The sequence below is a fragment of the Brevibacillus sp. HB1.1 genome (assembly GCF_013332445.1).
Taxonomy (GTDB): Bacteria; Bacillota; Bacilli; order Brevibacillales; family Brevibacillaceae; genus Brevibacillus; species Brevibacillus porteri.
Genome location: NZ_JABMIV010000007.1, coordinates 50,087 through 76,460, shown reverse-complemented (window position 1 = coordinate 76,460; position 26,374 = coordinate 50,087). Strand labels below are relative to the sequence as shown.

Annotated in this window: 26 protein-coding genes; 11 read left to right on the top strand and 15 right to left on the bottom strand. The window is 46.9% G+C overall.

Annotated elements, in window-relative coordinates:
• Positions 1–179 precede the first annotated feature (179 nt).
• Positions 180–2,684 carry an ATP-dependent helicase HrpB gene (hrpB, locus tag HPY27_RS18560; RefSeq protein ID WP_174225671.1) on the bottom strand — a complete coding sequence of 835 codons (2,505 nt, stop codon included), beginning with the start codon at positions 2,682–2,684 and terminating at the stop codon, positions 180–182.
• 138 nt (positions 2,685–2,822) lie between these two features.
• Between hrpB and HPY27_RS18555 the strand changes: the two genes are divergently transcribed.
• Positions 2,823–3,653, top strand: coding sequence for an MBL fold metallo-hydrolase (locus HPY27_RS18555; RefSeq protein ID WP_174225670.1), 831 nt, complete (start codon positions 2,823–2,825; stop codon positions 3,651–3,653).
• A 36-nt stretch (positions 3,654–3,689) separates the two neighbouring features.
• Positions 3,690–4,550, top strand: coding sequence for an S-layer homology domain-containing protein (locus HPY27_RS18550; RefSeq protein ID WP_174225669.1), 861 nt, complete (start codon positions 3,690–3,692; stop codon positions 4,548–4,550).
• Between the two features lie 34 nt (positions 4,551–4,584).
• Here HPY27_RS18550 and HPY27_RS18545 read toward each other — a convergent pair whose 3' ends face one another.
• Positions 4,585–5,295 (bottom strand): DUF421 domain-containing protein, encoded by a 711-nt coding sequence (locus HPY27_RS18545; protein WP_026043273.1) that lies wholly within the window; start codon positions 5,293–5,295, stop codon positions 4,585–4,587.
• 154 nt (positions 5,296–5,449) lie between these two features.
• On the opposite strand from HPY27_RS18545, the gene HPY27_RS18540 reads away from it, so the two are divergent.
• Positions 5,450–5,842 (top strand): VOC family protein, encoded by a 393-nt coding sequence (locus tag HPY27_RS18540; protein WP_174225668.1) that lies wholly within the window; start codon positions 5,450–5,452, stop codon positions 5,840–5,842.
• A gap of 41 nt (positions 5,843–5,883) precedes the next feature.
• Here the strand turns inward: HPY27_RS18540 and HPY27_RS18535 are convergent, their stop codons facing one another.
• Both HPY27_RS18535 and HPY27_RS18530 read right to left on the bottom strand, forming a co-directional pair.
• A complete protein-coding gene (locus tag HPY27_RS18535) occupies positions 5,884–7,398 on the bottom strand; it encodes a PH domain-containing protein (protein ID WP_217438031.1) in 1,515 nt (504 codons plus the stop codon).
• A 2-nt stretch (positions 7,399–7,400) separates the two neighbouring features.
• Positions 7,401–7,892, bottom strand: coding sequence for a PH domain-containing protein (locus HPY27_RS18530; RefSeq protein WP_174225666.1), 492 nt, complete (start codon positions 7,890–7,892; stop codon positions 7,401–7,403).
• A 308-nt stretch (positions 7,893–8,200) separates the two neighbouring features.
• Between HPY27_RS18530 and ahpC the strand changes: the two genes are divergently transcribed.
• Positions 8,201–8,764, top strand: a complete 564-nt coding sequence (gene ahpC / locus HPY27_RS18525; protein WP_007727513.1) for an alkyl hydroperoxide reductase subunit C — start codon at positions 8,201–8,203, stop codon at positions 8,762–8,764.
• A 13-nt stretch (positions 8,765–8,777) separates the two neighbouring features.
• Positions 8,778–10,307, top strand: coding sequence for an alkyl hydroperoxide reductase subunit F (gene ahpF / locus HPY27_RS18520; protein WP_017250882.1), 1,530 nt, complete (start codon positions 8,778–8,780; stop codon positions 10,305–10,307).
• Positions 10,308–10,355: 48 nt separating this feature from the next.
• On the opposite strand, the gene HPY27_RS18515 is transcribed toward ahpF, so the two are convergent.
• Both HPY27_RS18515 and HPY27_RS18510 read right to left on the bottom strand, forming a co-directional pair.
• Positions 10,356–11,186 carry a prohibitin family protein gene (locus tag HPY27_RS18515; RefSeq protein WP_017250881.1) on the bottom strand — a complete coding sequence of 277 codons (831 nt, stop codon included), beginning with the start codon at positions 11,184–11,186 and terminating at the stop codon, positions 10,356–10,358.
• Between the two features lie 86 nt (positions 11,187–11,272).
• The gene (locus tag HPY27_RS18510) at positions 11,273–11,488 is read right to left on the bottom strand and encodes a hypothetical protein (protein WP_017250880.1); all 216 of its coding nucleotides are present in this window, start codon (positions 11,486–11,488) and stop codon (positions 11,273–11,275) included.
• Positions 11,489–11,777: 289 nt separating this feature from the next.
• Here HPY27_RS18510 and HPY27_RS18505 point away from each other — a divergent pair, with 289 nt between their 5' ends.
• The 3 genes from HPY27_RS18505 (at position 11,778) to HPY27_RS18495 (ending at position 13,620) form a co-directional block, all read left to right on the top strand.
• Positions 11,778–12,044, top strand: coding sequence for a CD3324 family protein (locus tag HPY27_RS18505; protein ID WP_017250878.1), 267 nt, complete (start codon positions 11,778–11,780; stop codon positions 12,042–12,044).
• Positions 12,045–12,127: 83 nt separating this feature from the next.
• The gene (locus HPY27_RS18500) at positions 12,128–12,886 is read left to right on the top strand and encodes an MBL fold metallo-hydrolase (RefSeq protein ID WP_174225665.1); all 759 of its coding nucleotides are present in this window, start codon (positions 12,128–12,130) and stop codon (positions 12,884–12,886) included.
• Positions 12,883–13,620: a class I SAM-dependent methyltransferase gene (locus HPY27_RS18495; protein ID WP_174225664.1), complete on the top strand. Its 738-nt coding sequence runs from the start codon at positions 12,883–12,885 to the stop codon at positions 13,618–13,620. The genes HPY27_RS18500 and HPY27_RS18495 overlap by 4 nt, the downstream gene beginning before the upstream one ends.
• 57 nt (positions 13,621–13,677) lie before the next feature.
• On the opposite strand, the gene HPY27_RS18490 is transcribed toward HPY27_RS18495, so the two are convergent.
• On the bottom strand, positions 13,678–15,519 hold the full coding sequence (locus HPY27_RS18490; protein WP_017250875.1) for an ABC transporter ATP-binding protein: 1,842 nt from the start codon (positions 15,517–15,519) through the stop codon (positions 13,678–13,680).
• 1 nt (position 15,520) lies between these two features.
• Positions 15,521–17,251 (bottom strand): ABC transporter ATP-binding protein, encoded by a 1,731-nt coding sequence (locus HPY27_RS18485; protein ID WP_017250874.1) that lies wholly within the window; start codon positions 17,249–17,251, stop codon positions 15,521–15,523.
• A 159-nt stretch (positions 17,252–17,410) separates the two neighbouring features.
• Between HPY27_RS18485 and HPY27_RS18480 the strand changes: the two genes are divergently transcribed.
• A complete protein-coding gene (locus HPY27_RS18480; protein ID WP_174225761.1) occupies positions 17,411–17,791 on the top strand; it encodes a VOC family protein in 381 nt (126 codons plus the stop codon).
• 72 nt (positions 17,792–17,863) lie between these two features.
• Here HPY27_RS18480 and HPY27_RS18475 read toward each other — a convergent pair whose 3' ends face one another.
• The 3 genes from HPY27_RS18475 to HPY27_RS18465 form a co-directional block, all read right to left on the bottom strand.
• A complete protein-coding gene (locus HPY27_RS18475) occupies positions 17,864–18,280 on the bottom strand; it encodes a VOC family protein (protein ID WP_017250872.1) in 417 nt (138 codons plus the stop codon).
• A gap of 80 nt (positions 18,281–18,360) precedes the next feature.
• Positions 18,361–19,665, bottom strand: a complete 1,305-nt coding sequence (locus tag HPY27_RS18470; RefSeq protein ID WP_174225663.1) for an FtsW/RodA/SpoVE family cell cycle protein — start codon at positions 19,663–19,665, stop codon at positions 18,361–18,363.
• Positions 19,662–19,994 carry a PadR family transcriptional regulator gene (locus HPY27_RS18465; protein WP_017250870.1) on the bottom strand — a complete coding sequence of 111 codons (333 nt, stop codon included), beginning with the start codon at positions 19,992–19,994 and terminating at the stop codon, positions 19,662–19,664. The genes HPY27_RS18470 and HPY27_RS18465 overlap by 4 nt, the downstream gene beginning before the upstream one ends.
• Before the next feature lie 148 nt (positions 19,995–20,142).
• Between HPY27_RS18465 and HPY27_RS18460 the strand changes: the two genes are divergently transcribed.
• A complete protein-coding gene (locus HPY27_RS18460; protein ID WP_173624183.1) occupies positions 20,143–20,625 on the top strand; it encodes a GyrI-like domain-containing protein in 483 nt (160 codons plus the stop codon).
• 58 nt (positions 20,626–20,683) lie between these two features.
• On the opposite strand, the gene HPY27_RS18455 is transcribed toward HPY27_RS18460, so the two are convergent.
• Positions 20,684–22,066 carry a hypothetical protein gene (locus tag HPY27_RS18455; protein WP_174225662.1) on the bottom strand — a complete coding sequence of 461 codons (1,383 nt, stop codon included), beginning with the start codon at positions 22,064–22,066 and terminating at the stop codon, positions 20,684–20,686.
• A complete protein-coding gene (locus tag HPY27_RS18450) occupies positions 22,050–22,592 on the bottom strand; it encodes an RNA polymerase sigma factor (protein WP_017250867.1) in 543 nt (180 codons plus the stop codon). Before HPY27_RS18450 ends, HPY27_RS18455 begins: the two co-directional genes overlap by 17 nt.
• A gap of 219 nt (positions 22,593–22,811) precedes the next feature.
• Here HPY27_RS18450 and HPY27_RS18445 point away from each other — a divergent pair, with 219 nt between their 5' ends.
• On the top strand, positions 22,812–23,750 hold the full coding sequence (locus HPY27_RS18445) for an ABC transporter substrate-binding protein (protein WP_174225661.1): 939 nt from the start codon (positions 22,812–22,814) through the stop codon (positions 23,748–23,750).
• A gap of 848 nt (positions 23,751–24,598) precedes the next feature.
• On the opposite strand, the gene HPY27_RS18440 is transcribed toward HPY27_RS18445, so the two are convergent.
• Both HPY27_RS18440 and HPY27_RS18435 read right to left on the bottom strand, forming a co-directional pair.
• Positions 24,599–25,192, bottom strand: a complete 594-nt coding sequence (locus HPY27_RS18440; RefSeq protein ID WP_069845847.1) for a hypothetical protein — start codon at positions 25,190–25,192, stop codon at positions 24,599–24,601.
• Between the two features lie 24 nt (positions 25,193–25,216).
• Complete coding sequence (locus HPY27_RS18435) at positions 25,217–25,708, bottom strand: zinc metalloprotease (protein WP_254612935.1); 492 nt, start codon at positions 25,706–25,708, stop codon at positions 25,217–25,219.
• Positions 25,709–26,374: the final 666 nt, after the last annotated feature.

The window sequence follows — 26,374 nt, the reverse complement described above, 5'->3', positions numbered from 1 at the left end:
ACAGGCAGCATAATAAAGGTAGAGGGGGTAGTACGTGATTCACGGTATCTTCCTGACGTGCCCGAACACGAAGAAGGTTTCACAATTGACATGACTCACGAACATGGAACTAGCAAAATGGGAAATTTCACCTGACGCCGAGCCCCTCCTCTATGCCCGAATATACCTAGCGAATCGATTTATATGCGTGGACGCGTTCGGTTTGTCGGAATGGCCGCTAGCGGATCATCTGGCCAATAATGCTTGGGATAACGCCCCTTCAAATCTTTTTTTACCTCAAAATACGCATGTGCCCAAAAGCTCGCCAAGTCCCGTGTCACTTGTACCGGACGATGAGCTGGTGAAAGCAAGTGCAATGTCAGTGGTACTCTGCCTCTGCCTATTCTCGGAGATTCTTGCCAACCAAACAACTCCTGTAACCGGACCGAAAGCACCGGTGCCGCTGGATCACTGTAATCGACAGGAATTTTGGAACCGCTTGGGACGATCACATGAGTCGGAGCGTATTCTTCTAGTTGTCTGCGCTGCTCCCATGACAGCATACTCTCCAGCAACGTCGTCACTGTCAGCGACTGCAAGTCTTCCTTTCTTTTGAAACCATACACATGGGGAGCGAGCCATTCCTCCAAGGAAGTAAGCAGTGCCTCCTCTTCCACATTCGGCCAGTCTTCCTCCAGACGATGCATAAACAACAAACGCTCCCGATACTGTCTCGCCTGCCGATTCCACGGCAAACTCTCCAAGCCTTCTTCTTTTATTCCGTCCAAAAACGCTGTTAATACCTCATCTGTCGAAGCCTCTGCAGGTATATCCGCCAACAGGATCGCCCCCAGCCGTTTTTGCTTACGGCTGCGAACTGCCCCTGCTGTATGCTCCCACCATACGTTCATTCGTTCGGTAATCTGCATCGTACAATCATTCAACAGCTCGCTTTCTGCCACGCTAGCCGCCAGTAATATCCGACTGTCTGCGCCCTGGTCATCGAGTTCTGCTGCCACAATATACGGCGAAGCAATCAGTGGTTGCTGCACGGAAAAAGCTGCCCCACGCCCATTGCGAAGCAAATAACGTCCATCTGCCCTTCGCTGGGCAATCCGATCCGGGTACGCAAACGCCAGCAGTCTTCCCGTCGCTTCTGTACGAGTGGAAGTGTCACTATGCTTGTTGTTTATCCATACCCGTTTGAAGTACGCCGCCTCTTTCCAAAGTCTTTTGCATGCTCCTACATCAATCGGAAGCTCCACTGCCCCATTCTGCTTGTTCGCTACCTGACGAAGTAGTTCAACACGCGTACGCATATCCGCATCTGCTGAAGCTTGGCGCCCCCTCACAATATCGCGTTCTTCCAAGAGGACAGCCAGCTCGCAAGCCAATTCACCATGCCCCAGTTCTTTCGCTTTCTGAATCATGTGGCCCAATCTCGGATGTACCCCCATCCCAGCCAGCACTCGTCCATGTGGTGTGATCTGCTTGCTCTCATCTAATGCGCCCAGTTGATGCAGCAGCTCTTGAGCCTGTGCCATCGCTGCCTTTGGCGGGGGATTCAGCCAATCCAACTCGTCCGACGACCCGACTCCCCATAGAGCCAGCTCCAAAGCGAGCACAGCCAGATCCGCTTCCATGATTTCAGGTGCCTGCTGTGGAATGAGCATGCGATCTTCTTGCTCTGTCCACAGTCGAAAGCAGACCCCTGGCGCAAGTCGTCCAGCCCTTCCTCGGCGTTGGTCAGCAGATGCTTTCGATACCTTTGCAGTCTCCAGTCTCGTCATCCCTGTTCGTGGAGAAAAGCGCGGCACCCGTTTTAATCCACTGTCAATCACGATACGTACACCCTCGACCGTCAAGCTCGTCTCGGCAATCGTGGTAGCGAGGACAACTTTGCACTCCCCTGTTTTCCCGGGCTGGATCGCCTTATCTTGTTCCTCCTGCGACAAATTTCCGTAAAGAGGAGCAATCTGTAAGTTCGTGCCCACACCGCTTTGTTCAAGCAACTCTTGCACCCGGTGAATTTCTTTGGCTCCCGGTAAAAAGACGAGCATATCTCCCTCTTCTTGTCTCAACGCTTGGAAGATCATCTGGACAACGACCTCTTCCAGACGCCCCTCCATCGGGGAAGTCAAAAAGTGCGTCTCCACTGGAAACATCCTGCCTTTACTATTGACAACGGGAGCATTCCCCAACAAGGCTGACACGGGCTCGGCATCGAGCGTAGCGGACATCACGAGAATTCGCAGGTCTTCCCGAAACAAGCTTTGTGCCTGAAGACTAAGGGCCAGCCCTAAATCTGCGTGCAAATTCCGTTCGTGGAACTCGTCGAAAATAACAAGACCGACATCAGATAGCTCCGGATCATCCTGTAGCATTCTCGTTAAAATTCCTTCTGTAATCACTTCAATCCGTGTGTCTGGGCCTACTCTTGATTCACGCTTGACCCGGTATCCGACCGTTTGTCCAACTGCCTCACCCAACAAGGCAGCCATGTAGGTAGCAGCTTGACGTGCGGCCAGTCGGCGTGGGACCAGCATGACAATTCGTCGATTTTGTAACCAAGCTTCTTCACGCAAGGCCAGTGGTACCCGCGTCGTCTTCCCCGCACCCGGAGCAGCGACCAACACTGCGTTTGTCTCTTTGCGCAGCGTGTTTACCAGCTCTGGCAATACTTCATTTATCGGCAATGCATTCATGTTTTCACCTCATACGAGCAATCATCCCTATTCATCATACACGATACAGAGATATAGGATGAGTGTAGATCACAATCAAAAATGACTGAATGCTCATTCAATAGTATAATGATTCCATTACTATGGGAGGTGTGCGGTATGATTCACATGCATCATCATGAAGACGTGGCATGTCTGGAAGGGATTGTTCGCGTTGGGGATTGGGAATCAGGGATTTATGTCTATGTGACGGATGGCATGCTGGTTGATACTGGCCCGAAAGTACTCGAGCAAGCTCTCGTTCACAGGTTTCAGGAAGCCTCGTTTGATTCGGTCGTACTGACGCACAGCCATGAAGACCATGTCGGTACCGCCTCGTGGATTACCCAGCACAAGCAGGTCCCTCTTTTCATTCACGAAAAAGGAGTCGATATTTGCTCACAAAAAGCACAGTATCCTTTCTACCGTAAGCTTACTTGGGGGATTCGTGATCCGTTTGTGGCCCAACCTTTGGGTGACGTCCATCACTCTCGCTCTACGGAATGGAAGGTGCTTTATACCCCCGGCCATGCCCAAGACCATGTAGCCTTATTGGACGAAAGGACTGGCCGCTTGTTCTGTGGCGATCTTTTTATGGGGGTGAAAACGAAGGTCATACTACGAGAAGAATCGATCCCCACCTTGATGAATTCCCTTCGTACGGTACTGGCTTGTGACTTCAAGTCGATCTTTTGCGCCCATTCCGGCTATCATCCAGACGGGAAAACACGCTTGCAACAAAAGCTGGGGCATTTGGAGAATCTGTCTGGGGAAATCCTGCATTTGCATAGCCAAGGGCTTTCTCCCCATGAAATAAACAAGCAACTGTTTCCTTCTAAACCACCAATCATAGCGGCTTCGTCTGGCGAGTTTGACTCGCTGCATATCGTCACATCTGTTCTTGCAGAGCGCCTTCCTTTTCCATCGCCGGATAGTATACTAGAAGGATAATCCTTACCATTTCATAGAAAAAAGAGAGGAGAACATATGAAAGTCATCACAGTGTTACTTGCACTCATTCTCGGATTATCTGGTATATATCCCGCAGTTTCTCATGCTGCACCGAAATTTAATGATGTCGATCCGAAGAAATACGGTTGGGCCATGAATTCGATCTCCTTCATGGTAGATAAGGGTGTGGTTAGTGGTTATCCTGACGGTCGCTTCCAACCTGACAGATTGGTCGACAAGGCAGAAATGACTGTCATGATTTATCGCCTGTTTGATCAATATAGACCATACAAGGCTAAACAAAAGACAGATTACAGCGACTATCACATCAAGCAATTTGTCGACGTGCCCAAAAATCACTGGGCGTACACGGAAATCACGTCAATCGTCACACAAGATTGGTGGAATGCCGTAAACGATTCACCTGCTGGTGCAAAATTTTTCCCGGATACCAAGCTGAATCGAATTGGTACGGCGAACATGCTGCCCGTTTTTATGTTAGATAACCAAGACATTTCAGCTGCAGAAGTTTTTCAAATCCTTTCTGCCATGCGGGATATTCCCATCGTCTTGAGTCCGTATTCGCTTGATCCAAATTCGCCTGAAGATACTTTCCAGGAGGATGGTCGGTACAACGAAGATGGGGCAGACAAGACGAATATCCTCTATCCCCTTCTCTTTGGGCACGACGACAATGAAATCTTGTTTACGGATGACTACAGTGGAATCATTGGAACTAATCTCGCCCTTTTGCAAAAAACAGGGATCATGACTGCCTGGAACGGCAAGTTCGAGGGTGGAGAAATGCTGACTCGTGCAGAAGCTGTCACTATTTTGCACAGATTTTATAACTATTTGAAGCAAACAGGGACACTCCGCCAATACTCGAGCAAGTGAAAAACCTCCATCTCGGAGGTTTTTTTGCGAATCCTTATTCTTTGTCGATCGGATTAGTGATACCGTCTTTATACGGATCGAAGTAAATTTGTCCATTGGAGCTAATCACCGCGTAATTTACTTCCGCGACACTCAAGCCTTTTTTGCCCACCTGTGAGAGTAGCCATTCGATGGTCAGGCTGTGTTGACGTAAATTGCTCTGGATGATTTGGCCATCCATGATCAATTCAATCGGGAATGCCTGCCTATTCCCCGTTTTCAGCTTTAAGTCTCCGCGTGTGACAGGCAGAAACTGCGGTTTTCGCAGGACCGATACCTCTCCATTCAACTCCAGCACAGCATATTGAACTTCTTCGATATTAAAAATGTTTCTCTCCCTCAGCTCTTGATTCAGCGTATCCAAAGACAGCTTCAGCTTGCGCATGTTATCTTCGAGAATTCTTCCATCCTGGATGATCACCGTCGGCTGGCCCGAAAACCATTTTCGCATCTTTCGGCTTTTCAGAGAGAGGATCATGAGCGAATAGGCGATGCCACTAAAAGTGAGTAACACCACGATCATATGCGAGATTTTGATCATATTGTTAAAGGCAAGATTAGCTGTCAACGCCCCCAAAGTAATCGCCGCGACAAAGTCGTGATACGTCATTTGCGCGATCGTCTGCTTCCCCAGCATCCGTGTAATGATCATCATGATCGCAAAAGCCAGTACTACTCTCGCAACTATTTCCACAATTGACTCCATGCTCCACCCCGAGGATGACAAAATTTCCACTATATCCAAATTATAGCCATGTTTTTCAACGAAAAACCCATCCTGTCTGTTTGCGCATACAGACATTTCCTACAAATTCTTCTACAATAGAAAAAATCATACCTGTGGAAAGGAACGAACGAATATGGCAATCAAAAAGCTGGAGCATGTGGGTTTGATGGTAAAAGATTTGGAGGCATCCATTGCCTTTTACACCGAAGTGATTGGGATGGAGCTAAAAGGAAAGCTCGCTCATTCCAACGGAGTCATTACCCTCGCTTTTCTTGGATTTCCGGGGAGTACAGAGACAGAGCTGGAGCTCATTCACGGATATAGCGATTCACTGCCGGTAGAGGGCAAGGTCCACCACCTTGCGTTTTCTGTAGACAACCTCGAAGCTGAAATCGACCGTTTGAAGCAACTACATGTATCCTTTATCGATCAGGAAATAACCACACTACCGAACGGTTCGCGTTATATGTTCTTCAAAGGTCCGGATGGGGAGTGGCTGGAGCTGTTCGAAAGCACAAGAGCGTAGAGGGAAAAGATTCGCCTTTTCCTTCTACGTTCCCTCTTCTTCTACTCTACTTTAATCTCTTTTCTACGTCCCATATACCACTGATAAAACCCTTCCGCCAACTCAATCGGCACATCTGTTACCCCTTTATGACTCACTGGTTTGGCGCGATTGACCGTTTTGATAGAAGCGAGACCTAACTGCTTTTGAAGAAGGTCTCTTTTGACGTTGACCTCAATAATCTTTTCTCGTTTGGAGACAAATAACGTTGTGGTTAAGCTCCCTGTTTGGAACTGGATGAAGTGATCATTCAAGGTGTATCGCGTGTTGTAGAATTCAATGACCTCGAAGACCAGAACGAACAGTGTCAACGCAATGGATATGATCCACCATGCTTGCTCCCATCCCAAAATATTCGGCTTGAAATAGGAAAGCGCACCTGTTCCTATCATCCAAATCCAGCATGATCTGACCAAGCGAATCCATAACGATTTGATTGGGAGACTCGTCATTTCTTCCGTCACTTCATACGCAGGCAATATTTCTGAGATCATCTCATACGCACGTTTTACCGGTAAAAATGGATAGAGTGAGCTGACATCCTGTTTATCTTTCTCCGAATCACTATCCCCGCCAACAACTGTCAGCTTGACTTCGGCGAGACCCAGCATGCGCTTTAACAAGGATTGCTTGATTTTAATCGCCTGCACTCTCTCTTTTGCGATCGAAAAAGCTGTTTCTTCGATAACTCCTTTGGCAATGTAAATTCGCTCATGATCCGACGATATCTCATATTTTCCGTAACGAATGTAAGTCGTGACCATACCGAATACGATGGAAAGGACCAGAAGTCCAACAGCTGTTAGCGTAATCAATGTCCACGAGCTCGTAATAAGCGAATAAATACCTACTACCTGCTCCTCCACGTCGATATATTCGGTGAGTTTGAAATACGCCCATACCAGTAACGTAATCATCCCGAGGAAGCTGAGAGAAGTGAAGGAAGCCTTGATAATCTCTTTTTTCGTTGGCGTAAAGTGAATGATTCGCTCAGGAGTAGGATACGGCGTACCGATTTCCTCCAAAGAGGTCGCGTCTCCTTCTTTCCCTTCCGCTTCAGGCTCTTTCTCTACTCGCACTGCCTGTTTCGTGTAAGCCTCCAGTCGATCCGCTTCGTTGAAAGAAATCACCGCGAATTCCACGGTAGAATCATCCCCAACCATCCCTGTCTCAAATCGGATGGAAGTCACCTTGAAAATCCGGTGCAGCAACGTCGTATGTCGATTGACGTTTTGGATTTTGGCAAAGGGGATCGTTTGCTTTGTCTTTGTAAAAATTCCTTGGTAAAGATGGAAAGCCGTATCATCCAGCCTATATTTGTACGAAAACCATTTCAAAACCAGATAGACCAGCATCCCTACTACATAGATATAAAACACAATTCTCCCGTACGTAATGAATGCGTTCGTCGAATCACGATTGAACACAAACAGAATCAACGCAGGAAAAAACAGATGCTTTACTTGGGTGATGAGATCAAAAAGGATATTTAGTAGATGGTATCGTTTTGCTTCCATCACTACTCCACTTCCTTTAATTTGGCGTAGTGTGCAATCTGTTCTCTTAATTGAGAAGCGACATCCCCCGGCAGTCCCGGAATTTCGTGCGAGGACCCCATTGTTTTTATCGAGATGGTGTACAATCCGTACTTTCGTAAAATCGGTCCTTGTTTCGTTGAGACTGCTTGGATTTTCGTCATAGGGACAAGGAAATGTCTCTCTGTGATCACCCCGAATTTCAATTGCAAGAAATCTTCGTCGATATCATACCGCCAGCTTTTATATAAAAAATACGGCTCGACAAAAGACCAAATCATCGCGATCACACCGATCACGAGCAATCCGTGCAGACTCCATCCGATCCATTCCTTCCAGGCAAAACGATCATCTAGATAATAAAGGACGGCCAAAATAATCAACCCGATCACTGCCGTAATCCCCTCAGTAATCAGTTGTACTTTGAACGCATCCTTGGACAAGCATTTTTGCGGTGCGCTAATTGGAGATGGCATATCATCACTCCTGTATGTTTATTACGCTCTCAATTCGCTCTTTAATTCATACGTAAAACAATCCGCCCGGTTTCTACGGACGATTCGTCAATTTTTCATACAGCAAACGAATACTCTTATGCCGTTCGAATCATACTAAATGATGGAGAAAACGGCTTGTAAAAATTATCACATTATAATCATTATAAAAAACTTGACTTACTGAATCATTTATTAAATAATAATCATTGTAAATTATATTCAAGCATGCCTCGTTACGCATGTCCTGAATATGTACTATACAAAAAACATATAAAGGAGCTAACACTATGTCACTCATCGGAACTGAAGTATTGCCTTTTAAAGCACAAGCATTCCAAAAAGGTAAATTCCTCGAAGTAACAGAAGCAAACTTCAAAGGTCAATGGAGCGTAGTTTGCTTCTACCCAGCAGACTTTACTTTCGTTTGCCCTACTGAACTCGAAGATCTGCAAAACCAATATGCAACTTTGAAAGAACTCGGTGTTGAAGTATACTCCGTTTCTACAGATACTCACTTCACTCATAAAGCATGGCACTCCAGCTCTGAAGCAATCGGTAAAGTAGAATACATCATGATCGGCGATCCTTCCCATGTTATCTCCCGCAACTTCGATGTATTGATCGAAGCTGAAGGTCTGGCAGATCGCGGTACATTCATCATCGACCCAGACGGTGTCGTTCAAGCTGTTGAGATTACTGCAGGTGGCATTGGCCGTGATGCAAGTGCTCTGATCAACAAAATCAAAGCAGCACAATATGTTCGCAACAATCCAGGTGAAGTTTGCCCAGCAAAATGGCAAGAAGGTGGCAAAACACTGAAACCAAGCCTTGATCTCGTAGGCAAAATTTAAGGTGTGATATAAAATGGCCCTTGACCAAGAAATCAAAGCGCAACTAGAACAATATCTCGAGCTCTTGGAAGGCGATATTGTACTCAAAGTCAGTGCAGGCACCGATGAGGCATCTTCTGAGATGCTTGCACTGATTGATGAGTTAGCCAGCATGTCTTTGAAGATCAGTGTGGAGAAAGCAGCATTAACTCGCACACCTAGCTTTAGCGTAAACCGTGTCGGTGAAGATACTGGCGTCGTTTTTGCTGGTACTCCACTTGGTCACGAATTTACTTCCTTGGTATTGGCTCTCTTGCAAGTTAGCGGTAGAGCTCCAAAGGTCGAGCAAAGTGTCATTGATCAAATCAAAGAACTTCATGGTGAATATAAGTTCGAAACTTACATCAGCTTGAGTTGCCACAATTGTCCAGATGTTGTCCAAGCTCTGAACTTGATGAGTATCTTCAATCCTGGTATTACTCATACAATGATTGACGGTGCCGTATTCAAGGACGAGGTAGAGAGCAAAAACGTGATGGCTGTGCCAAGCGTTTTCCTCAATGGTGAATTTTTCGAAAGCGGTCGTATGACAGTGGAAGAAATTCTCGCCAAGCTGGGTTCTGCTCCAGACGCATCTGAGTTTGACAATAAAGACCCTTATGATGTGCTTGTTGTCGGCGGTGGCCCAGCAGGTGCTAGTGCGGCGATTTATGCAGCACGCAAAGGGATTCGTACTGGTCTTGTTGCTGAACGCCTTGGCGGTCAAGTCAATGACACATTGGGCATTGAGAACTTCATCAGTGTGAAATACATTGAAGGTCCTCAGCTCGCAGCCAACTTGGAGAAACAAGTAAAAGAGTATGGCATTGATGTCATGAAGCTGCAACGTGCCAAGCGTTTAGAGAAGAAGGATTTAATCGAAATTGAACTTGAAAACGGCGCTGTTCTGAAGAGTAAGACAGTCATCTTATCGACAGGTGCTCGTTGGCGGAATCTGGGTGTACCAGGTGAAGCAGAGTTCAAGAACAAGGGTGTAGCGTATTGCCCTCACTGCGATGGTCCTTTGTTCATAGGCAAAGATGTTGCCGTTGTTGGCGGCGGTAATTCAGGTGTGGAAGCAGCGATTGATCTCGCAGGTATTGTGAAACATGTAACGGTTCTGGAATTCTCGCCAGAGCTGAAAGCTGACGCGGTATTGCAAGATCGTCTTTACAGTCTGCCAAATGTCACTGTACTCAAAAACGTTCAAACCAAAGAAATTACGGGTACGGATAAAGTAAACGGTATTTCTTACATCGAACGGGAGACAGGTGAAACCAAGCACATTGAATTGCAAGGTGTGTTTGTACAGATCGGTCTGGTACCGAATACAGATTGGTTGGGCGACACGATTGAGCGCACTCGCTTTGGTGAGATCGTGGTAGACAGCCATGGTTCTACAAACATCCCTGGTGTTTTTGCTGCCGGTGATTGCACGAACAGTGCTTATAAACAGATCATCATTTCGATGGGATCTGGTGCTACTGCGGCTTTGGGAGCTTTTGACTATCTCATCCGCAACTAATAACAAAGCCACTCCTCTTCAAGGGAGTGGCTTTGTTTATTTATTCGATTATGGTGTACCCACGTTGATAAACGGAGTAGCTCCACCTGTTACGTTCGGCAGCTTTCCATCCCATTTGCGGATGGCTTCGAGTTGGGCCTCAATCTGTCTGAGCTGAATCAGCTCTGGCGTAACCTCTTGCTTTTGCAGACGCAGCGCTTGTGCCTGTGCTTCTGCTCTCGTGATTTCTTGCTCTTTCTCGATCTTGATCCGCTCCAAATCGAGCTTCGATTTGAGCGCTTGCTGCTCGGCCACCTGCTTGGATTCAATGGCGCGGTTGAATTCATCACTGAAAGTAAACTCGCGAATATTGATTTCGTCGAGGATGATGTTATAATTCGACAGCTTTGTATGCAAGACTTCTTTTACCTTTTGGCTGACCTCGGAGCGCTTGGATACCAGTTCTTCTGCTGTGTATTGAGCGGTCACGGCTTTAAATGATTCGGCAATGGCAGGATCAACAATTCGGCTAGTATACTCCAATCCCACTTGCTGATACAGTTTATTGACATTTTCTGCATCCAAATGATGGTTAACAGCAATTGTCGTAGAGACGGTTTGCAAGTCACGTGAAGCGGAAGTCTGGCTCATTTCTGATTTTTGAACCCGCACTTCCATCGGCACCACGGTTTGGATAAACGGAATTTTAAAATGCATGCCTTCTTGCAGCACTTTTGGCTGTACTGCTCCCAGTTGCAGCACAACCCCACTATGCCCTGCGGAAATAATCGTAAAAGATTGCGTGCCAAGCAAGACCAACGCAACCAGTATTACAATCGTTGCGATCAGCTTTCCACCTGCTTGAAAGGGACTCATTTTTACAACATTTTTGTCGCTCATACTCGTCCTCCCTCTATCTATACATGCTCATTCATGTATACGAGAGAGTGGGCTGTAAGTTTCAAGAAATTTATGAAAAATACACGTCATAAGCGCTCTGCTTTCGAAGCTTCTAACAGAACATGCGCCATGCGCTCTGCCTCGATTTTGCATAGCTCAAATTCGACTTCACCAGATACATGCGAAATCAATTGGATGACTTCCTCACACCCGTGATCGCATATTAAAAACTGTCCCCACCGCACTTCCGAACGTGGTACCTTGCGGGCGGAAAAGCCGCTCTGAAAGCCGCCAAGACTCATTTTTTCTCATCCCCTATCCGAAAAACAAATCTACGCATCCCTCTCATCTTACCCTTTCTTTCGCAATCAAGGAAAAGATGTTTATTGAAGGAACTCCCTTTTCTCCCTACTATAGAGAATAAGAAGGGAGATGATTCATATGCTAGACCCTTATGTACGAAGAGCCGAATGCGGCTCTGAGCAAAGAGTTCCGCTTTCTCTTGGTTCAGAGCCTTTCCACATATTGAGTTGAGGATCTCTTTGCTCATCTATATACGCATATCACGCTATATAGACAGGAGCAAAGCACATGAAATACAAAAATGCACAAGACCTATTGCCAGACGATCTACTGCGGCAAATTCAGCATTACGTACAAGGAAGTTACTTATACATCCCGATCCACCACGAAAACAAACGACAATGGGGCGCATCCACAGACACAAAGCAATGGCTAAACGAGCGTAATCAGGCTATTTGGCAAGCCTATCACGAAGGGGCTTCTGTCAAAATGCTCGCCCGGAAACATTACTTGACCGAACACAGTATTCGGCGCATTATTCGTGGACATAAATGAGACAGAGAAAAGGTCGACCGTGTGTCTGTTTCCCAATTGCGTTACACTCCTTTGTAAGATCAGTCAGTCAGGAGGAACAACGTATGAACCAGATTCACTTTCTCGACATTTCGTTTATGTACAATGGATCTGCACAGATCATTACCCCTGTGCTACTGCAGGATGAGCATGAAATGATCCTTGTGGACTGTGGTTATCCAGACTTTTTGCCACTGCTTCAGGAGGCTGCACACAAGCAACAGCTTACGCTCGACGACCTTACGAAGGTCATTGTGACGCATCACGATATGGATCACATCGGTTCTTTGGCAGCGTTAAAAAGAACCTATCCCCACCTTGAAATCATCGCCTACGAATCCGAAGCACCGTACATCGCTGGACAAAAGACATCTTTGCGATTGGAACAGGCGCAAGCAACACTGGACCATCTGTCGTCGGGTGAAAAGCAGCACGCTGAGGAATTGATTCGCTTTTTGCAGTCCATCGAGCCCACTGCGGTTGATCGAACCGTAACGAATCACGAACGTCTACCTTGGTGTGGCGGCATCAAGATCATTCACACACCTGGACATATGCCGGGACATATTTCGTTGTATTTGATCGCAAGCAAAACGCTGATTGCCGGAGATGCTGTTGTGATCGAAAACGGTAGACTCGAAATCGCCAATCCGTCCTACACGCTGGATATGCAGGAAGCGATTCGCTCTGTCCGCCACTTACTCGAATATGACATCGAGCAGTTGATTTGCTATCACGGTGGATCGTTTCAAGGGGACATCAAGCAAGCGCTGCGGGAACTACTCCAAGCCTACGATCCGACCCAGGAGGTTTTGAACGGATGAAACAGAACAAATACGATGAGCAAGGCTTTTTCACCACATACAGTCAAATGGCTCGTTCGATTGAGGGACTGAACGCCGCGGGAGAATGGCACGCGTTTCGGGAGCTACTGCCTTCCCTTCGCGAGAAAAAGGTCCTCGATCTTGGCTGTGGCTTCGGCTGGCACTGCCGATATGCACGTGAGCAACAGGCCCGCTCCATTGTGGGTGTGGACCTTTCCGAAAAAATGCTGGCTCGTGCCAGAGAGACGACAACTGATCCCGCCATCGAGTATCTGCGTCTTCCGATTGAAGACATCGATTTTGCTCCAGAGGCATTCGACGTCGTCATCAGCTCCTTGGCCATCCATTATGTGGAGCGCTTTGACTTGCTTTGCCAACGTGTTTATCACTGTCTTGCTCCTGGAGGTTCCTTCGTTTTCTCCGTGGAGCATCCCGTCTTCACTGCTCTAGCTGAACAGGACTGGCATTACGGACCTCAAGGCGAACGATTGCACTGGCCAGTGGACAACTATCAGCAGGAAGGCATCCGGCAAACCATCTTTCTGGATCATGAAGTCGTCAAGTACCACCGAACGTTTTCGAGCTATATGAACGATCTCCTTGCTGCCGGATTTCACCTAACAAAAGTCGCTGAACCTGGCCCTCCTGAAGAAATGCTGGATATACCCGGGATGCGAGACGAACTCCGTCGGCCGATCTTCTTGTTGATCGCCGCCAGCAAACGAGCATCCTAACCGATAAAAAAGCACCCCGTCCTCCACGTCATTTCCGTGTTTGGACGGGGTGCTCTGTTATTCCCCAGCAGCCTCTAGATTTTTAAACTGGTTGTAAAACAATTGATAATAGGTACCTTTCTGCTCGATGAGTTCATCGTGACTGCCTTTTTCCACGATCTCGCCCCGATCCACGACCATAATCGTGTCGGCATCCCGAATTGTATTAAGCCTATGCGCAATCACAAAGCTCGTACGTCCCTCCATAATGGTGAGGAGCGCATCTTGGATATTCAGTTCTGTCCGTGTGTCAATGCTGCTAGTCGCCTCGTCGAGTATGAGCAGCGACGGCTTGGCGAGTATTACACGGGCAATCGCCAAAAGCTGGCGTTGTCCCTGACTCAGGTTGCCCCCATTTTCCGTCAGCATCGTATCATAACGCATCGGCAGCCGATTGATGAACACGTCCGCATTCGCCATTTTCGCAGCGGCGACTACCTCCGTATCTGTCGCGTCTGGCTTGCCGTACATAATATTTTCCTTGATGGTACCCGAAAACAAGTACGTATCCTGCAAAACAAAGCCAAAGCTGCGCCGCAAGCTGTCCCGCGAATACTCCCGAATGTCTTTTCCATCCAAATAAATCGTACCTGAGGTCACATCGTAAAACCGCGTGAGCAAATTCACGATGGTGGTCTTGCCTGCACCCGTCGGACCGACTAACGCGATGGTACTCCCTGCCTGTGCCTCGAAGCTAATATTTTTCAAAATCGGTTGATCCGGACGATAGCCAAAGCTGACCTGATCAAACACGACGTGACCCTTGGGCTGTGCAAGCACAGTGGCACCCGGAGAATCCAATGGCTCCTCTTGTTCATCCAATACCTCAAACACCCGCTCCGCCCCAGCAACACCGGATTGAAGCACATTGAAAATGTTCGCGAGGTCGTTCAGCGGGCGGACAAACTGTCGGGAATAGCTGAGAAAGCTCGCAATCACACCTACTGTGATTAGTCCTTTTACAGCGAGTACGCCTCCGACGATCGCTACCATAGCAAAGCCGAGGTTGTTAATCACGTTCATGATCGGCATGAGAAAGCCCGTCCATACCTGTGCCTTCATCCCGATCTTGCAGAGCCGGTCATTGATCGTCGTAAAGTCCTCAATGGCCTTTTGCTCATAATTGAAGGCCTGCACCACCTGAATGCCTGAAATCGTCTCTTCAATGTGCCCGTTTAGCTTACCCAGCTCCATCTGCTGATTTTTGAACAGTACACTCGTTCGTTTGGCAATCGTGCGTGTGAGCAGAAACACGAGTGGCACCGTGATCAGGCATGCGAGTGTCAGGATCGGAGACAAGACGAGCATCATCACCAGCGAACCGAGGATCACGATCCCGCCTGACATCAACTGCGTTGTGGATTGAGAGATAGAGTTGCTGACGTTGTCGATATCATTCGTGAGCCTGCTCATCAACTCCCCGTGCGTACGCTCATCGAAATAAGCAATGGGCAGCTTTTGCAGCTTGTCAAAAAGGGCTTGCCTCAGATTTGTGACGATCCGTTGCGAGATGCCTGCCATCAACCAGCTTTGCAAAAACGTCAGTGCCCCATCCAAAATGTACGAGCCGAGCAGGGCAAGAATGATGATAGACAAAAAGCTAAGAGCTTCCTCGCCACCTGTCATCGTATCAATCGACTTTCCGATCAAATAAGGTGCAGACAGCATGAGTAGTCCATCGACAAAAACAATGACAAATACAATCGGTAGCAGCTTTTTTTCTTTGCCAAAAGCTTGCCAGAGCCTTTTTAGCGTAGCCGAAAAATTCTTGGGCTTACTCACTGGACCTCTGGCAGCACCATGTCCAAAGCCTCGTCCAGGTCTCGGTGAAAAGACAGGTTGTTGTTTCTGTTGACTCACCTTACTTCACCTCCCGGCCGATTTGTGACTGAAAGATTTCCTGATAGACCTGGCAAGAGGTCATCAGTTCGTCATGCGTACCGATGCCAGCGACTTCTCCATTGTCGAGCACGATGATTTTATCCGCATCCATGACAGACGTAATCCGCTGTGCGATCAAGATGCAAGTGAGGCCAGCCGCATAGGCTCGAAGCGCATCCTTAATCTTCGCTTCTGTCGCCACATCTACCGCGCTGGTACTGTCATCGAGAATGAGGATTTCCGGCTTTTTCACCAAGGCTCTGGCTATGGAAATGCGCTGTTTCTGTCCACCAGAGAAGTTGACTCCTCCCTGCCCTACGCGTGTCTCATAGCCTTCAGGAGTGGTGGAGATAAACTCGTGAGCCTGCGCCATACGTGCCGCTTGCTCGACCTCCTCATGGGTCGCCTCTGCCTTGCCCCAACGAATGTTTTCCATCACCGTGCCTGTAAACAGCATCGTTTTTTGCGGTACGATCGCCATTTTTTCACGTAATCGCTTGGGTTCGATGTCTCGTACATCCATGCCATCGACCCGAATCGTGCCTTCCGTTACATCATAAAACCGTGGAATCAAGCCAACCAAACTGCTTTTTCCAGCGCCTGTCGACCCGATAATCCCGACGGTCTCCCCAGGCAGACAAGTAAACGAAATCTGCTTGAGTACTGGCTGACCGCCTTCTCCATCATAGGAGAAGCTGACCTCTTCGAAGTCAATGCGCCCCTTTTTGCCTGGAAGCTCGTGAGGTTGTTCTTCTTTCCAGCTCATTTGGTTTTCCTCAGCAAATACTTCTCCAATACGTCCTGCCGATGCTTTGGCCCGCACAAACATGTTAAATACCAAGGAAATCATCATGAGTGAAAACAGGATTTGCGTCATGTAGTTCGTAAACGCGATGATATGACCGACCTCGATGCTTCCTTGTTCTACGCCAAGCCCCCCAAGCCAGAGGACCGCGACAATTCCGAGGTTCATCGTCAGCATGATCGCGGGACTGAAGATGGACATCACCCGCGTAGCCGAGACCGATTTGGATTGCAGCTCTTCGTTTGCCCGTGTAAACTTGCCACGTTCAAAATCAAAGCGATTGAATGCCTTAACAACTCGTACGCCAGATAAATACTCGCGCATCGCACCATTCACCCGGTCAAGTGCTTGTTGCACCTTCAGAAAAAAAGGAAAACCAATTTTCATATTCAAGAAAATAAACAATCCCACAATGGGTACGACAATTGCGAGAATCACAGCCAAATCTACGTTCAATTGGGTTGCCATAAACAACCCGCCAATGCACATCAACGGTGCTTTGACGAATATTCGCATCATTCCGTTTACAAACATCTGTACTTGATTGACGTCATTGGTCAGACGTGTCACGAGCGAGGCTCTGTCGAACTTGTTCAAGTTTTCAAAGGATAAGGTTTGAACTTTTGAAAATAAATCTGCGCGCAGCTGCGCACCAAAGTTTTGAGAGACGTATGTGGCCAACACATTTCGGATCGATGCAGCAACAGCCCCCAACGCCGTTACGAGCAGCATCAGCCCGCCTGTCTTGAGCACGTAGTCCATATCCCGGTTTGCTACACCCGTATCGATAATGTGTGATAGGATCGTCGGCTGCAAAAGATCACATACCGCCTCCAAAGCTAAGAAAAACATGGAAATCCCGGCGACTACGCCGTATTTTTTTATGTATGTTGTGTAGAAGCGCATCCGTTCACCCCATCTGTGTTCTTACGTACAAGATAACGCTTAGCTAGCGAAATGTCACGAGTGATTGTCAAAATGAAAGTGTGGGGCTTACAGGTTTTTCCTAGCATCGTCGGCGAAAATGTTAGGTGATAGATTTTTGATCAAATGGGAGATGAAATGATGGCTCAATCACTGTTAAAAGGCATAGAAGGGATTTTTATACCTGTGACGGACCCGCGTGCGTCTGCAAAATGGTATGAAGAAAAGCTTGGGTGCAGACCTTTGTTTGTGGAAGAGGAAGCGGTCACGATGCGGATTTCCGATGAATCAAGCACCGTGATCTGTCTCGTCCGCGTAGAGAACCATCAGCCGATGACATTTCCGGAAAATCATTTTGGTGTCGGCAAATACTATAATTTTCTACCCGCAGATATTGAGGCGGCACATCAACTGTTAACAGAGCGTGGAGTAAAGGTAACCCCGATTGATGGATTTGGGTCTACGAAGGTGCTGACGTTTTTTGACCCAGACGGGAATCCACTTGGGATGTGCCAGTATTGACAAAAAGGGCAAAAAGCTGGAATCACCTCTTCGATCCCAAGCTTTTTGCCCTCAGTTCGTTTTATACGTCTCTTATTCCTGTGGAACAGCGCCTTGATCCATATACAAGAACTCCCACAGATGTCCGTCCAAATCTTGAAAGCTCCAGCTGTACATGAAGCCGTGGTCAACCGGGTCTTTCGATGGAGTTGCCCCCGCGTTTAATGCTTTATTTACGATCTCATCGACTTGCGCTCTGCTGTCCGCCGACAACGCGACAATCACCTCGGTGCTTCTCGTTGCATCTGTCAGTTCTTTTTTCGTAAACGTTTGGAAAAACTCTTCGACGAGCAGCATGGCAAAAATGTTTTCGCTGATCACTAGGCATGCTGCATTTTGATCCGTAAATTGCGGGTTAAATTCATAGCCGATTGCTGTAAAGAAGTCGATCGATTTGTTTAGGTCCTTCACCGGTAAATTGACGAAAATCTGTTTGGATTGCAATGCCATGTGTACTTCCTCCTCGGGTTTGTTTTTCCTTGATGTATATATCCTAGCATTTCTGATTGCACGAGGCTTCTTATGGATTGCTATTTTGCCATGTAGGTATGTGGCTTTCCGATTGAGTTTCTATGCCGATGGACACTCAGGACGAGACCGAGGACGGCAAAATGAGCCAAAGCAGTTCCTATTCTGCTATAGCTGAGAAAAGGAATTTCAAGTTGTGCGATTGGCAGCATGCCTGTTGACATCAGCAGTGGCCAGAAAAAGTACACAGAGAATAAAGGAACGATACTGACAATGAGATGTTTGCCATAAGGCTCGTCCACTTCCTTGACGACCCGAACCAGCCTCATCATAAACAAGGTAACGGCTAACAAGATCAAGAGTCCAGCAATCCAGCCATAGCTATGGATTAAATACGTGAACTTGAAATCTGAGTCTATCTGAGGAAATTGTAAAGGCGCACCGAAGCCCTTTCCCCAAAAACCTGCCGAGCGAATTGTCTCCATCACTAGGAGATAAAAATAACCGCCTCCTTCAGGATCTTTCATCGGTTGCATCCAGTCCAACAACTTATCAAAAGTATGGTAATCCAATAACAAGGCAGCCAGATAAGCACCAACAGACGTGATGTAAAGGGGGAGCTTTTCTTTCTTAACTGTCTTCGTGTACATCAAGAGTACAACAAAACCAAATAAGTAAAGCTTAAGATTCAAATACTGTTGCGTCATCAGCAAAAATATAGTGGGCAGAAAAACAAACACAATCAGCTTAGAAGCAGTGCTCCGGAAACGCCAGACCCTAGTAAGTAGCATTCCTGCGACGCTTATGAGAAACAAATACATGGAAATCGTTCCAAAATCAAAAATTCCGAATCGGTTGAAATGCACTATCACCCTTTCATAAACTGTGTATTCATACCAAAAAACAAATAGGAAAACGCCTACAGTCAGCACGTATACATGCAACGAATACCGCAATAGCTTGCGATAGTCTGTAAAAGCCACCACAAGCATCACCCCGATACCCAATAGGGCTGAGAGCCAATACGTGTCCAGCTTGTACTCAAAGTAATTGACCGGAGTTCCATACATCGTGAAAAGCCCAACAGCCAGAAAAGCCATCACATACACCAGAAGCCTCCACTCCACTTTGGGCTTATAAATCCGATGCAACTGCTTCCCAACCGTAGCTGAATCGCCCATTTGCAATATGGCTTGCCTGACTGCTTCTTCCTCTCCCATCCCCTCGTCCATCTGCTCATCCATCAAATCTAGAAGGTGACTTTCCAGCTCATCCCGAATTCTGCGATGCATTTCCGTCGCCCGCACATGTCGACATACTTGATCGAGGTAATCTGCGATCAGTGGATGTGTATTCATCTGCTTCATGCTCTTCCCTCTCCTAACACCCGATCAATCCCATCGCGGAACGTATGCCACTCGAGCTTTTTTTCCTTCAATTGCCCGCGACCTTCTGCCGTAATCCGATAGTATTTACGCTTCCTCCCATCCTTCTCATCCCAATACGCTTCCACATAAAGCTCCGCTTCGAGTGCATGCAAGATCGGATACAACGTCCCTTCTTTTAGCGTAAACAGACCATTTGACTCCTTCTCGATGGCTTTCGCGATTTCATAGCCGTACATTTCCTTTCGATCCAGCATCGTCAAGATTAAAATCACGGTACTGCCCTTTAAGAGTTCCTTATTGATTTTCATAGTGCCTCCCGATTTAATCACAAATACCTAGATTAACAATACATCATAAATCTATGCATATGATTCTATCATCCAAATCTTGTCATTATCAACTTTTTTCTCTATGTTTATTATGATCCCTATTTTTTAAATGAAAGGACGTTTTTCCATGGAGCCAACTGTTCTTTCCCGCGAGGAAACACACGTAATCGGTTTTACTTTTACGGCGAATGTGACAGAAGACTTGGAACAGAAACACTCCGCTAGTACGACTGAAGCTTTGCGAGCTAGAAAAAGCGAGATTCACAATCAGGTTGGTAAGGGAGAATACCTAATCCAAATCTATCCTGACAAAGATGACTTCGATGCAGCCGTTGATCCTTTTACCACCCTAATTGGCGTCGCAGTTTCCAGCCTCGCCGATATTCCTGAAGGGATGGTCAGTCACACGATTCCTGCGGGGACATTTGCAAAAGTAACACACAAGGGACCTGAGACAAACTTGGGCGAAACATATGATTTTCTTTACGGATCTTGGCTCTGCGAATCGGGATATGATTATGCCGGATTTGATTTTGAATATTGGGACGAGCGTTACAAGCCAGAGCAAGAAGACAATGAAATTGATATTTACATTCCGCTCTTCAAATAAGAGACATAGCGAAAAACCAGGGAATCCTCTCCCTGGTTTTTCTGTTGTTACGATGTTATTATCTACGCACCCACTCCCCTGTCAGTGCATCCACCATATAAAGCGGGGTATCGTGATAATAACTATGATAGACGAGACGCGGCTCTATTTTCCCTGTAGCTGGATTCTCTATCAGCTTGTAAACCAACCGCAGCGGACGATGGGTAACGTATACGCTAGTCGCGTCTTCCCGTGACATTGCGTTGTTTTTGTCAGGAAGCGGTTTAGACTCCTCGGCATACGGGGGAATAATTCCGATCACCTGTTTCCTGTCCACATCAAAATGAACCGTATACCCCCCCATAATCTGTACTCCCTGATGGGACTGGAAGAATTGATAGGTTTCGATGTTGCCTTTTCTTGTGGCAGAACCAAGGAGCAGTTCTTTGGTGTCTAACGGAAGGTATTTCTGAAACTGCTTAGCTGCTTCTTGAACGTTTTCCAGCTTCGGATGAGGGAGCTTCTCCTCTTTCTCATGGATGTTTCCATACCGATAGTCGAGAATATTCCCTGTTTCAGTCACCACGGTCAGTTCCATTTTCTGTTTGGTTCGCGTCTCTACTTTGTACGTATGCACGCCCGAGCCTTGATGAACCACGAAGGAAAACGGAGGCTCGAATCCCCACTCCCGAAAAAGTCTATCTGCCTCTTCCATGTCCGGAGCTACCAGTTTAATGCCTCCCGGATTCACCGGAATTGGCGGCATTTCTGCGAGACTGTAATCGGGATGATAGCGTTCCGTGGGGTAAATTTCTCCTGTGATCGCATCGATATCACCTGAAAATGGAAACTCGTATTGCAACCGCCCTTCCCCCTCTGAATAGAGGAGCCGGGCACTTTGTCCAAAAATTTGCTCAGCCTGTTTCACTGGCATTGCCTTTTGGGGATCAGGAAAGACCATGCGTGTCGTATCGTTTGTCTGTATCTCTTTTATATGATGCCTGCCCGCCTTGTCTATCGTAAATATGTATTGGTCTTCCAGAACCGGAATGTTGTTAACCGTCTTGTTCATCACGACATGACCTATTTCTGTATTGGACAGCATGCCGTTTACCGCATATTGACTCGCATCTCGACCTGCCAATTCTTGCAGCAGCTTCTTCGCCTGCTCGTATACAGGATGGGCGGGTAGCTGCGGACTACTTGTTGCCGTCACCTGAGGGTCCACGAATTCGTTTTGCCCCATCCCAGCCATGATATACAGCCCAAAGCCAGAAGCGATCACGACTGCTGTCATCCCCGCTTTCAACGGATTCATGAACAGCCGTCTCCTCTTGCCGACCCGAATGGTTTCTTGTTCCAGCACAGTACGTAAACTCTCTACAAACTCCTTACGTGGGGGTGTACTTTTTCGCAGAGTCGCTAACCGTTCGAGCATATCTCTTTCATTTTGCCAATCCACTGTACAACTCCCCCTTCTTCGTATGCGACAGTTTGCCATGCAACAGCTTCAGTGCCCGATGCATCGTCGTTTTCACATTTGATTCAGAACAACCCAGTATTTCAGCTGTCTCTTTGACGCTGTATTCTTTAATGCCACGCAGAATGACAACCATGCGGTAATGCGGTGGCAGTCCCTTGATCGCAGCGATCAATTCCTGCTCGTCCTCCCGGCTTTCCGCTTCCTGAGCAGGATTCCCTTCCGAGGCTGGCATCACGACAGACAGCCAGTTGCCTGACAACAGCTTTTGCCACTTGCGTTTTCGATAGTAATTCATCGCTGTATGCTTCGCGATCGCAAACAGCCATGTCTTCACATCAGATCGCTCTTCAAATCGATCGAGCGAACGAATCACTCGCAAAAAAACCTCCTGCGTCAAATCTTCTGCATCATTCTGACTGCCGGCAAAGTACAGCAAAAATTGATACACATCATGATAATGCCGCTCATAGATGGCCATGACCTGATGTTTCATTTCTTCATACAAAGAAGCTCCTCCATTCTCTTGCTGTCGGCTGATCGACTACTTTCCTGTAGCGAAAATTTTCTCGTATACCCATTAGTGTCTTGATCAGGAAAAAGGTTACAGCATAATGTTTGAAAATGTTCAGGAATGCAACAGCGACGGATGGATCGGGTAGCCTATAATTTACATGAGTCCTGCTACTTTCCTGATAACACAAGAAGTAAGAACGGAGTGACCTGTATGTATAAACGGCTACTAGCTATCCCGATTGCCGCTTTGCTCCTCGTCCTGTCAGCCTGCGGCAATGGTGGACAAACGGGCGATTCAGCGGCATCGAAACCGACCCGATCGATCAATTACTTGGGCAACACTTATACAATTCCGGCCAGAACCAAAGATATTGTTTTCGTAGGCTTCCCTGCTTCGTATGAAGATTCTTTCTTGCTGGGAATTCCGCCCGTCGCAGCAACCATGGATAAAAACGGAAAGTTCCCTGCGGAATATCAAGCCATGATCAGAAATGCCAAGCATCTCCCTTATAATATTGCAGATCATCTAGGTGAGCTGGTTGCCCTCGAACCTGACGTCATCGTGACAACCGACAAGACCTCCAAGGAAGACTTAGCCAAATTGCAAACTGCTGCATCCGTCATTCCCGTCTCTACGAACGGAGCTCATTGGCAAGAAAACTTGCGTCTGCTCGCTGATGTTCGTGGAAAAGATGCCAATTTGGATACTTTTGTAGGTAAAGTGAAGCTAAACGCACAGGAACTCCGCGACAAGCTCGCCGCCCTTCCAGAAAAGAAAGTGCTGACGCTGTGGTTCCAAGAAGGCTCCTTCTACGTCTATCCGAAGGATGAACGGTACAATTACCTGTTATATACGGACTTGGCTCTGCCTGTCCCAGATGTCGTCGCGAATGTGCAGGAGCGTACCGCGCTCTCAATAGATGCTTTGGCAAAAGAAGATCCCAACTTCTTGTTTGTGATGGTCAACAAAGAAGACCAGCCCGCTTTTAAGCAGTTGCAAGAGCAGCCTGCATGGAAAAATCTAAGCGCAGTCAAAGCGGATCAAATGTATATGAATGCAGTTGAACCAGGATTGGCTGGTGGCACTGCCTACAGCAACCAATCGTTTTTAAATGCAATTCGAAAACAGATGCTAAAAATGAGTGAATAAAAAGATGAGCTTTGCTCATACTATACTCATCGAGCTCGGTGGTGTGTTCTCAATCAGGCTGTAGTCCTTTACGGAGGCGATGTGCCATGGATGATTTACACGATCACCTAGTGAGTAAGGAAAACCGCACACTGCTTTAAGCTTCTAACTTCATACTGGAGGTAGATGCGTCGCACGTGATGATCGGTAACACCTCAAAACTAACGAGCTCGATATATGCCGTCTCCTTTATGGGGGCGGTTTTATTTCTTTTAAAACCCGTTTGTCGGGCGGTCGTGGTGGGGAGGAAACAGGAGAAAACGCTCAGATTCTTGTCCCACCCCCAGGGTAGCGTAAGCTGCCCGGCTCCATGAAAAAAAGCGAAACCCGCGTCCAAAGTCGTCCATTCAAGAGGTGTCTCAGAGGTGGACGCTAAAAGCTTGTTTCTCTTTTTTTCATTGCGCCTCGGTCGGTGTACCAAAGATCTTCGCTTATTTCTCCTGTTCCCTCTACGAGTTTTCCGTGTTAAACGAGTTTTAAAAGCCTTAATAGATGGAAGAATGTGATCTGTTACGACAGAGAAGAATATTTCCAGACGTAGCGACTTTTGGAGTCCTACCAAGTGAGAAGGGATTAGCGGGAAAAAGAAGCGCAACTTGCCCATGCGACGAAGCGGCTACCACTTTTGCGTTTCCCCGCGAATCCCTTCGGAGCGGACAGTCTTAGCCCCAATCAGGACGGAGCCTGGAGCCTAGACTGGAAATATTCTTCTCTTCACCGCAGCCACATACATAGGAATCTTTAGTTGTTACTGTAGTGCTGGGATTGAGAGTAGAAAAGGCACTTCATCGGAAGCGCCTAAGATAAAATTACTTCATTGATTCTATTACTTCTAACAAATCTGCCTCATTGATGGAAGGAAGCTCATCCGCCTTAGTTATATTTTCAAATTCAGTGTCTGACTGATTTGATCGTAAGCCTTTGGAACTGGTCATTTTAAATAATTGATTAGGTGTGTTTGGAATATAAGTATATTTCTTCAATTCTTCATCATATTCTCCGCTCAGAAATAACAGATATTCACCTTTCTCTAACTCGTGATAGTCCGCGTCAACTACGTTAGCAAGCTCTTTATTGTCACCTAAATCTAGACCTATAAGGCGATAAAGTTCGATGCTTTCACCTTCAGTTATCTTGGCGTCAGAAAGGTTGCTATATAATTTATCTACTTGTACTTCGTACACATTATAAACAACAGTCCCCACTTTTTCTTGCCTAAACTCAGATGGTACTTTTCCTTTTATGATTACATTAGCTTTTTTGACTATTTCTTCTGTAGAGCTAAATGTTCTAGATAGAGCAACGCTATGAGAGTTTGAATGATTGAATTCTTTATACATCAGTGCAGAACCAACACCAGCAATTACAGCTGTCACAGACACAATCGCAATCAATTTTTTCAATGTTCACACACTCCTTTCTATTAATTAGTTGTTATCGTAGAGACCTCTAAGTTCTTTTTTGTCATACTTTGTAGGACCATGGATATCCCAGTCAAATACATCTTTGTTATCCATTATGGAATCTACACTTGTATCTTCAGGATGGGCAAGACCAAATGTATGACCGAATTCATGAGTCATCGTTTTTATCGTATCATCCGTGTCTAGATCGTCACACATTGACTTTACAATTATTATATTGGCTGACGCATATGGAGACCGGTTCATCCTGCCTCTATCATCATAGGGTATTCCAAGTCCATATGTCCCAAGCCTATAAAGTTCCTTTTCGGTTCTTGAATCTGGGTGTTCAACAGAAATATAACCAGTTTCATTAGTGTCTGCTGGAGAAAGGTTTATATTGCTGATTGCGTTCCACTCGTCAGCAGCAGACCAAAGTAAATCCGAGTATTTTTCATCTAAGTTGATATCTGCGACTTGTGGAGTCCTACCAAGCGGAGAAGGATTTGCGGGCAAAAGAAACTTAGGCGTGCCCGTGCTACGAAGCGGCTACCACTTTTGTGTTTCCCCGCGAATCCCTTCAGAGTGGGCAGTCTTAGCTCCCAGCAGGACGGAGCCTGGAGCCTAGACTGGAAATATTCTTCTCTTCACCGCAGCCACATACATAGGAATCTTTAGTTGTTACTGTAGTGCCGGGAGGAAACAGGAGAAAACGCTCAGCTTCTTGTCCCACCCGCTGGAGGATTGACAGCCCGACTCCATGCAAAAAGCGAAACCGCGTCCAAAGTGGTCCTTTCAGGATGCCTTTTCAGAGGTGGACGCTAAAGGGCGTGTTTCTCTTTTTGCATGGAGTCTCGGTCGGTGTACCAAAGATCTTCGCTTATTTCTCCTGTTTCCTCTACGAGCTTTCCGTGTTAGACGGGTTTTAAAAGCCTGAAAAGATGGAAGAATGCATTCTGCAACGACAGAGAAGAATATTTCCAGACGTAGCGACTTGTGGAGTCCTACGGAGCGGAGAAGGGATTAGCGGGAAAAAGAAACTTAGGCGTGCCCGCGCGACGAAGCGGCTACCACTTTTGCGTTTCCCCGCGAATCCCTTCGGAGCGGACAGTCTTAGCCCCCAGCAGGACGGAGCCTGGAGCCTAGACTGGAAATATTCTTCTCTCCTCTACAGCCACATAG

Excerpts from the sequence above, each read along its gene's own strand:
- HPY27_RS18555 (WP_174225670.1), top strand. The coding sequence starts at position 2,823 with ATGATTCACATGCATCATCATGAAGACGTGGCATGTCTGGAAGGGATT.
- HPY27_RS18500 (WP_174225665.1), top strand. The coding sequence starts at position 12,128 with ATGAACCAGATTCACTTTCTCGACATTTCGTTTATGTACAATGGATCT.
- HPY27_RS18470 (WP_174225663.1), bottom strand. The coding sequence starts at position 19,665 with ATGAAGCAGATGAATACACATCCACTGATCGCAGATTACCTCGATCAA.
- HPY27_RS18530 (WP_174225666.1), bottom strand. The coding sequence starts at position 7,892 with ATGCCATCTCCAATTAGCGCACCGCAAAAATGCTTGTCCAAGGATGCG.
- HPY27_RS18540 (WP_174225668.1), top strand. The coding sequence starts at position 5,450 with ATGGCAATCAAAAAGCTGGAGCATGTGGGTTTGATGGTAAAAGATTTG.
- hrpB (WP_174225671.1), bottom strand. The coding sequence starts at position 2,684 with ATGAATGCATTGCCGATAAATGAAGTATTGCCAGAGCTGGTAAACACG.
- HPY27_RS18480 (WP_174225761.1), top strand. The coding sequence starts at position 17,411 with ATGGCTCAATCACTGTTAAAAGGCATAGAAGGGATTTTTATACCTGTG.
- HPY27_RS18460 (WP_173624183.1), top strand. The coding sequence starts at position 20,143 with ATGGAGCCAACTGTTCTTTCCCGCGAGGAAACACACGTAATCGGTTTT.
- HPY27_RS18550 (WP_174225669.1), top strand. The coding sequence starts at position 3,690 with ATGAAAGTCATCACAGTGTTACTTGCACTCATTCTCGGATTATCTGGT.
- HPY27_RS18515 (WP_017250881.1), bottom strand. The coding sequence starts at position 11,186 with ATGAGCGACAAAAATGTTGTAAAAATGAGTCCCTTTCAAGCAGGTGGA.
- ahpF (WP_017250882.1), top strand. The coding sequence starts at position 8,778 with ATGGCCCTTGACCAAGAAATCAAAGCGCAACTAGAACAATATCTCGAG.
- HPY27_RS18535 (WP_217438031.1), bottom strand. The coding sequence starts at position 7,398 with ATGGAAGCAAAACGATACCATCTACTAAATATCCTTTTTGATCTCATC.
- HPY27_RS18545 (WP_026043273.1), bottom strand. The coding sequence starts at position 5,295 with ATGGAGTCAATTGTGGAAATAGTTGCGAGAGTAGTACTGGCTTTTGCG.
- HPY27_RS18485 (WP_017250874.1), bottom strand. The coding sequence starts at position 17,251 with ATGCGCTTCTACACAACATACATAAAAAAATACGGCGTAGTCGCCGGG.
- HPY27_RS18510 (WP_017250880.1), bottom strand. The coding sequence starts at position 11,488 with ATGAGTCTTGGCGGCTTTCAGAGCGGCTTTTCCGCCCGCAAGGTACCA.
- HPY27_RS18445 (WP_174225661.1), top strand. The coding sequence starts at position 22,812 with ATGTATAAACGGCTACTAGCTATCCCGATTGCCGCTTTGCTCCTCGTC.
- HPY27_RS18495 (WP_174225664.1), top strand. The coding sequence starts at position 12,883 with ATGAAACAGAACAAATACGATGAGCAAGGCTTTTTCACCACATACAGT.
- ahpC (WP_007727513.1), top strand. The coding sequence starts at position 8,201 with ATGTCACTCATCGGAACTGAAGTATTGCCTTTTAAAGCACAAGCATTC.
- HPY27_RS18465 (WP_017250870.1), bottom strand. The coding sequence starts at position 19,994 with ATGAAAATCAATAAGGAACTCTTAAAGGGCAGTACCGTGATTTTAATC.
- HPY27_RS18505 (WP_017250878.1), top strand. The coding sequence starts at position 11,778 with ATGAAATACAAAAATGCACAAGACCTATTGCCAGACGATCTACTGCGG.
- HPY27_RS18475 (WP_017250872.1), bottom strand. The coding sequence starts at position 18,280 with ATGGCATTGCAATCCAAACAGATTTTCGTCAATTTACCGGTGAAGGAC.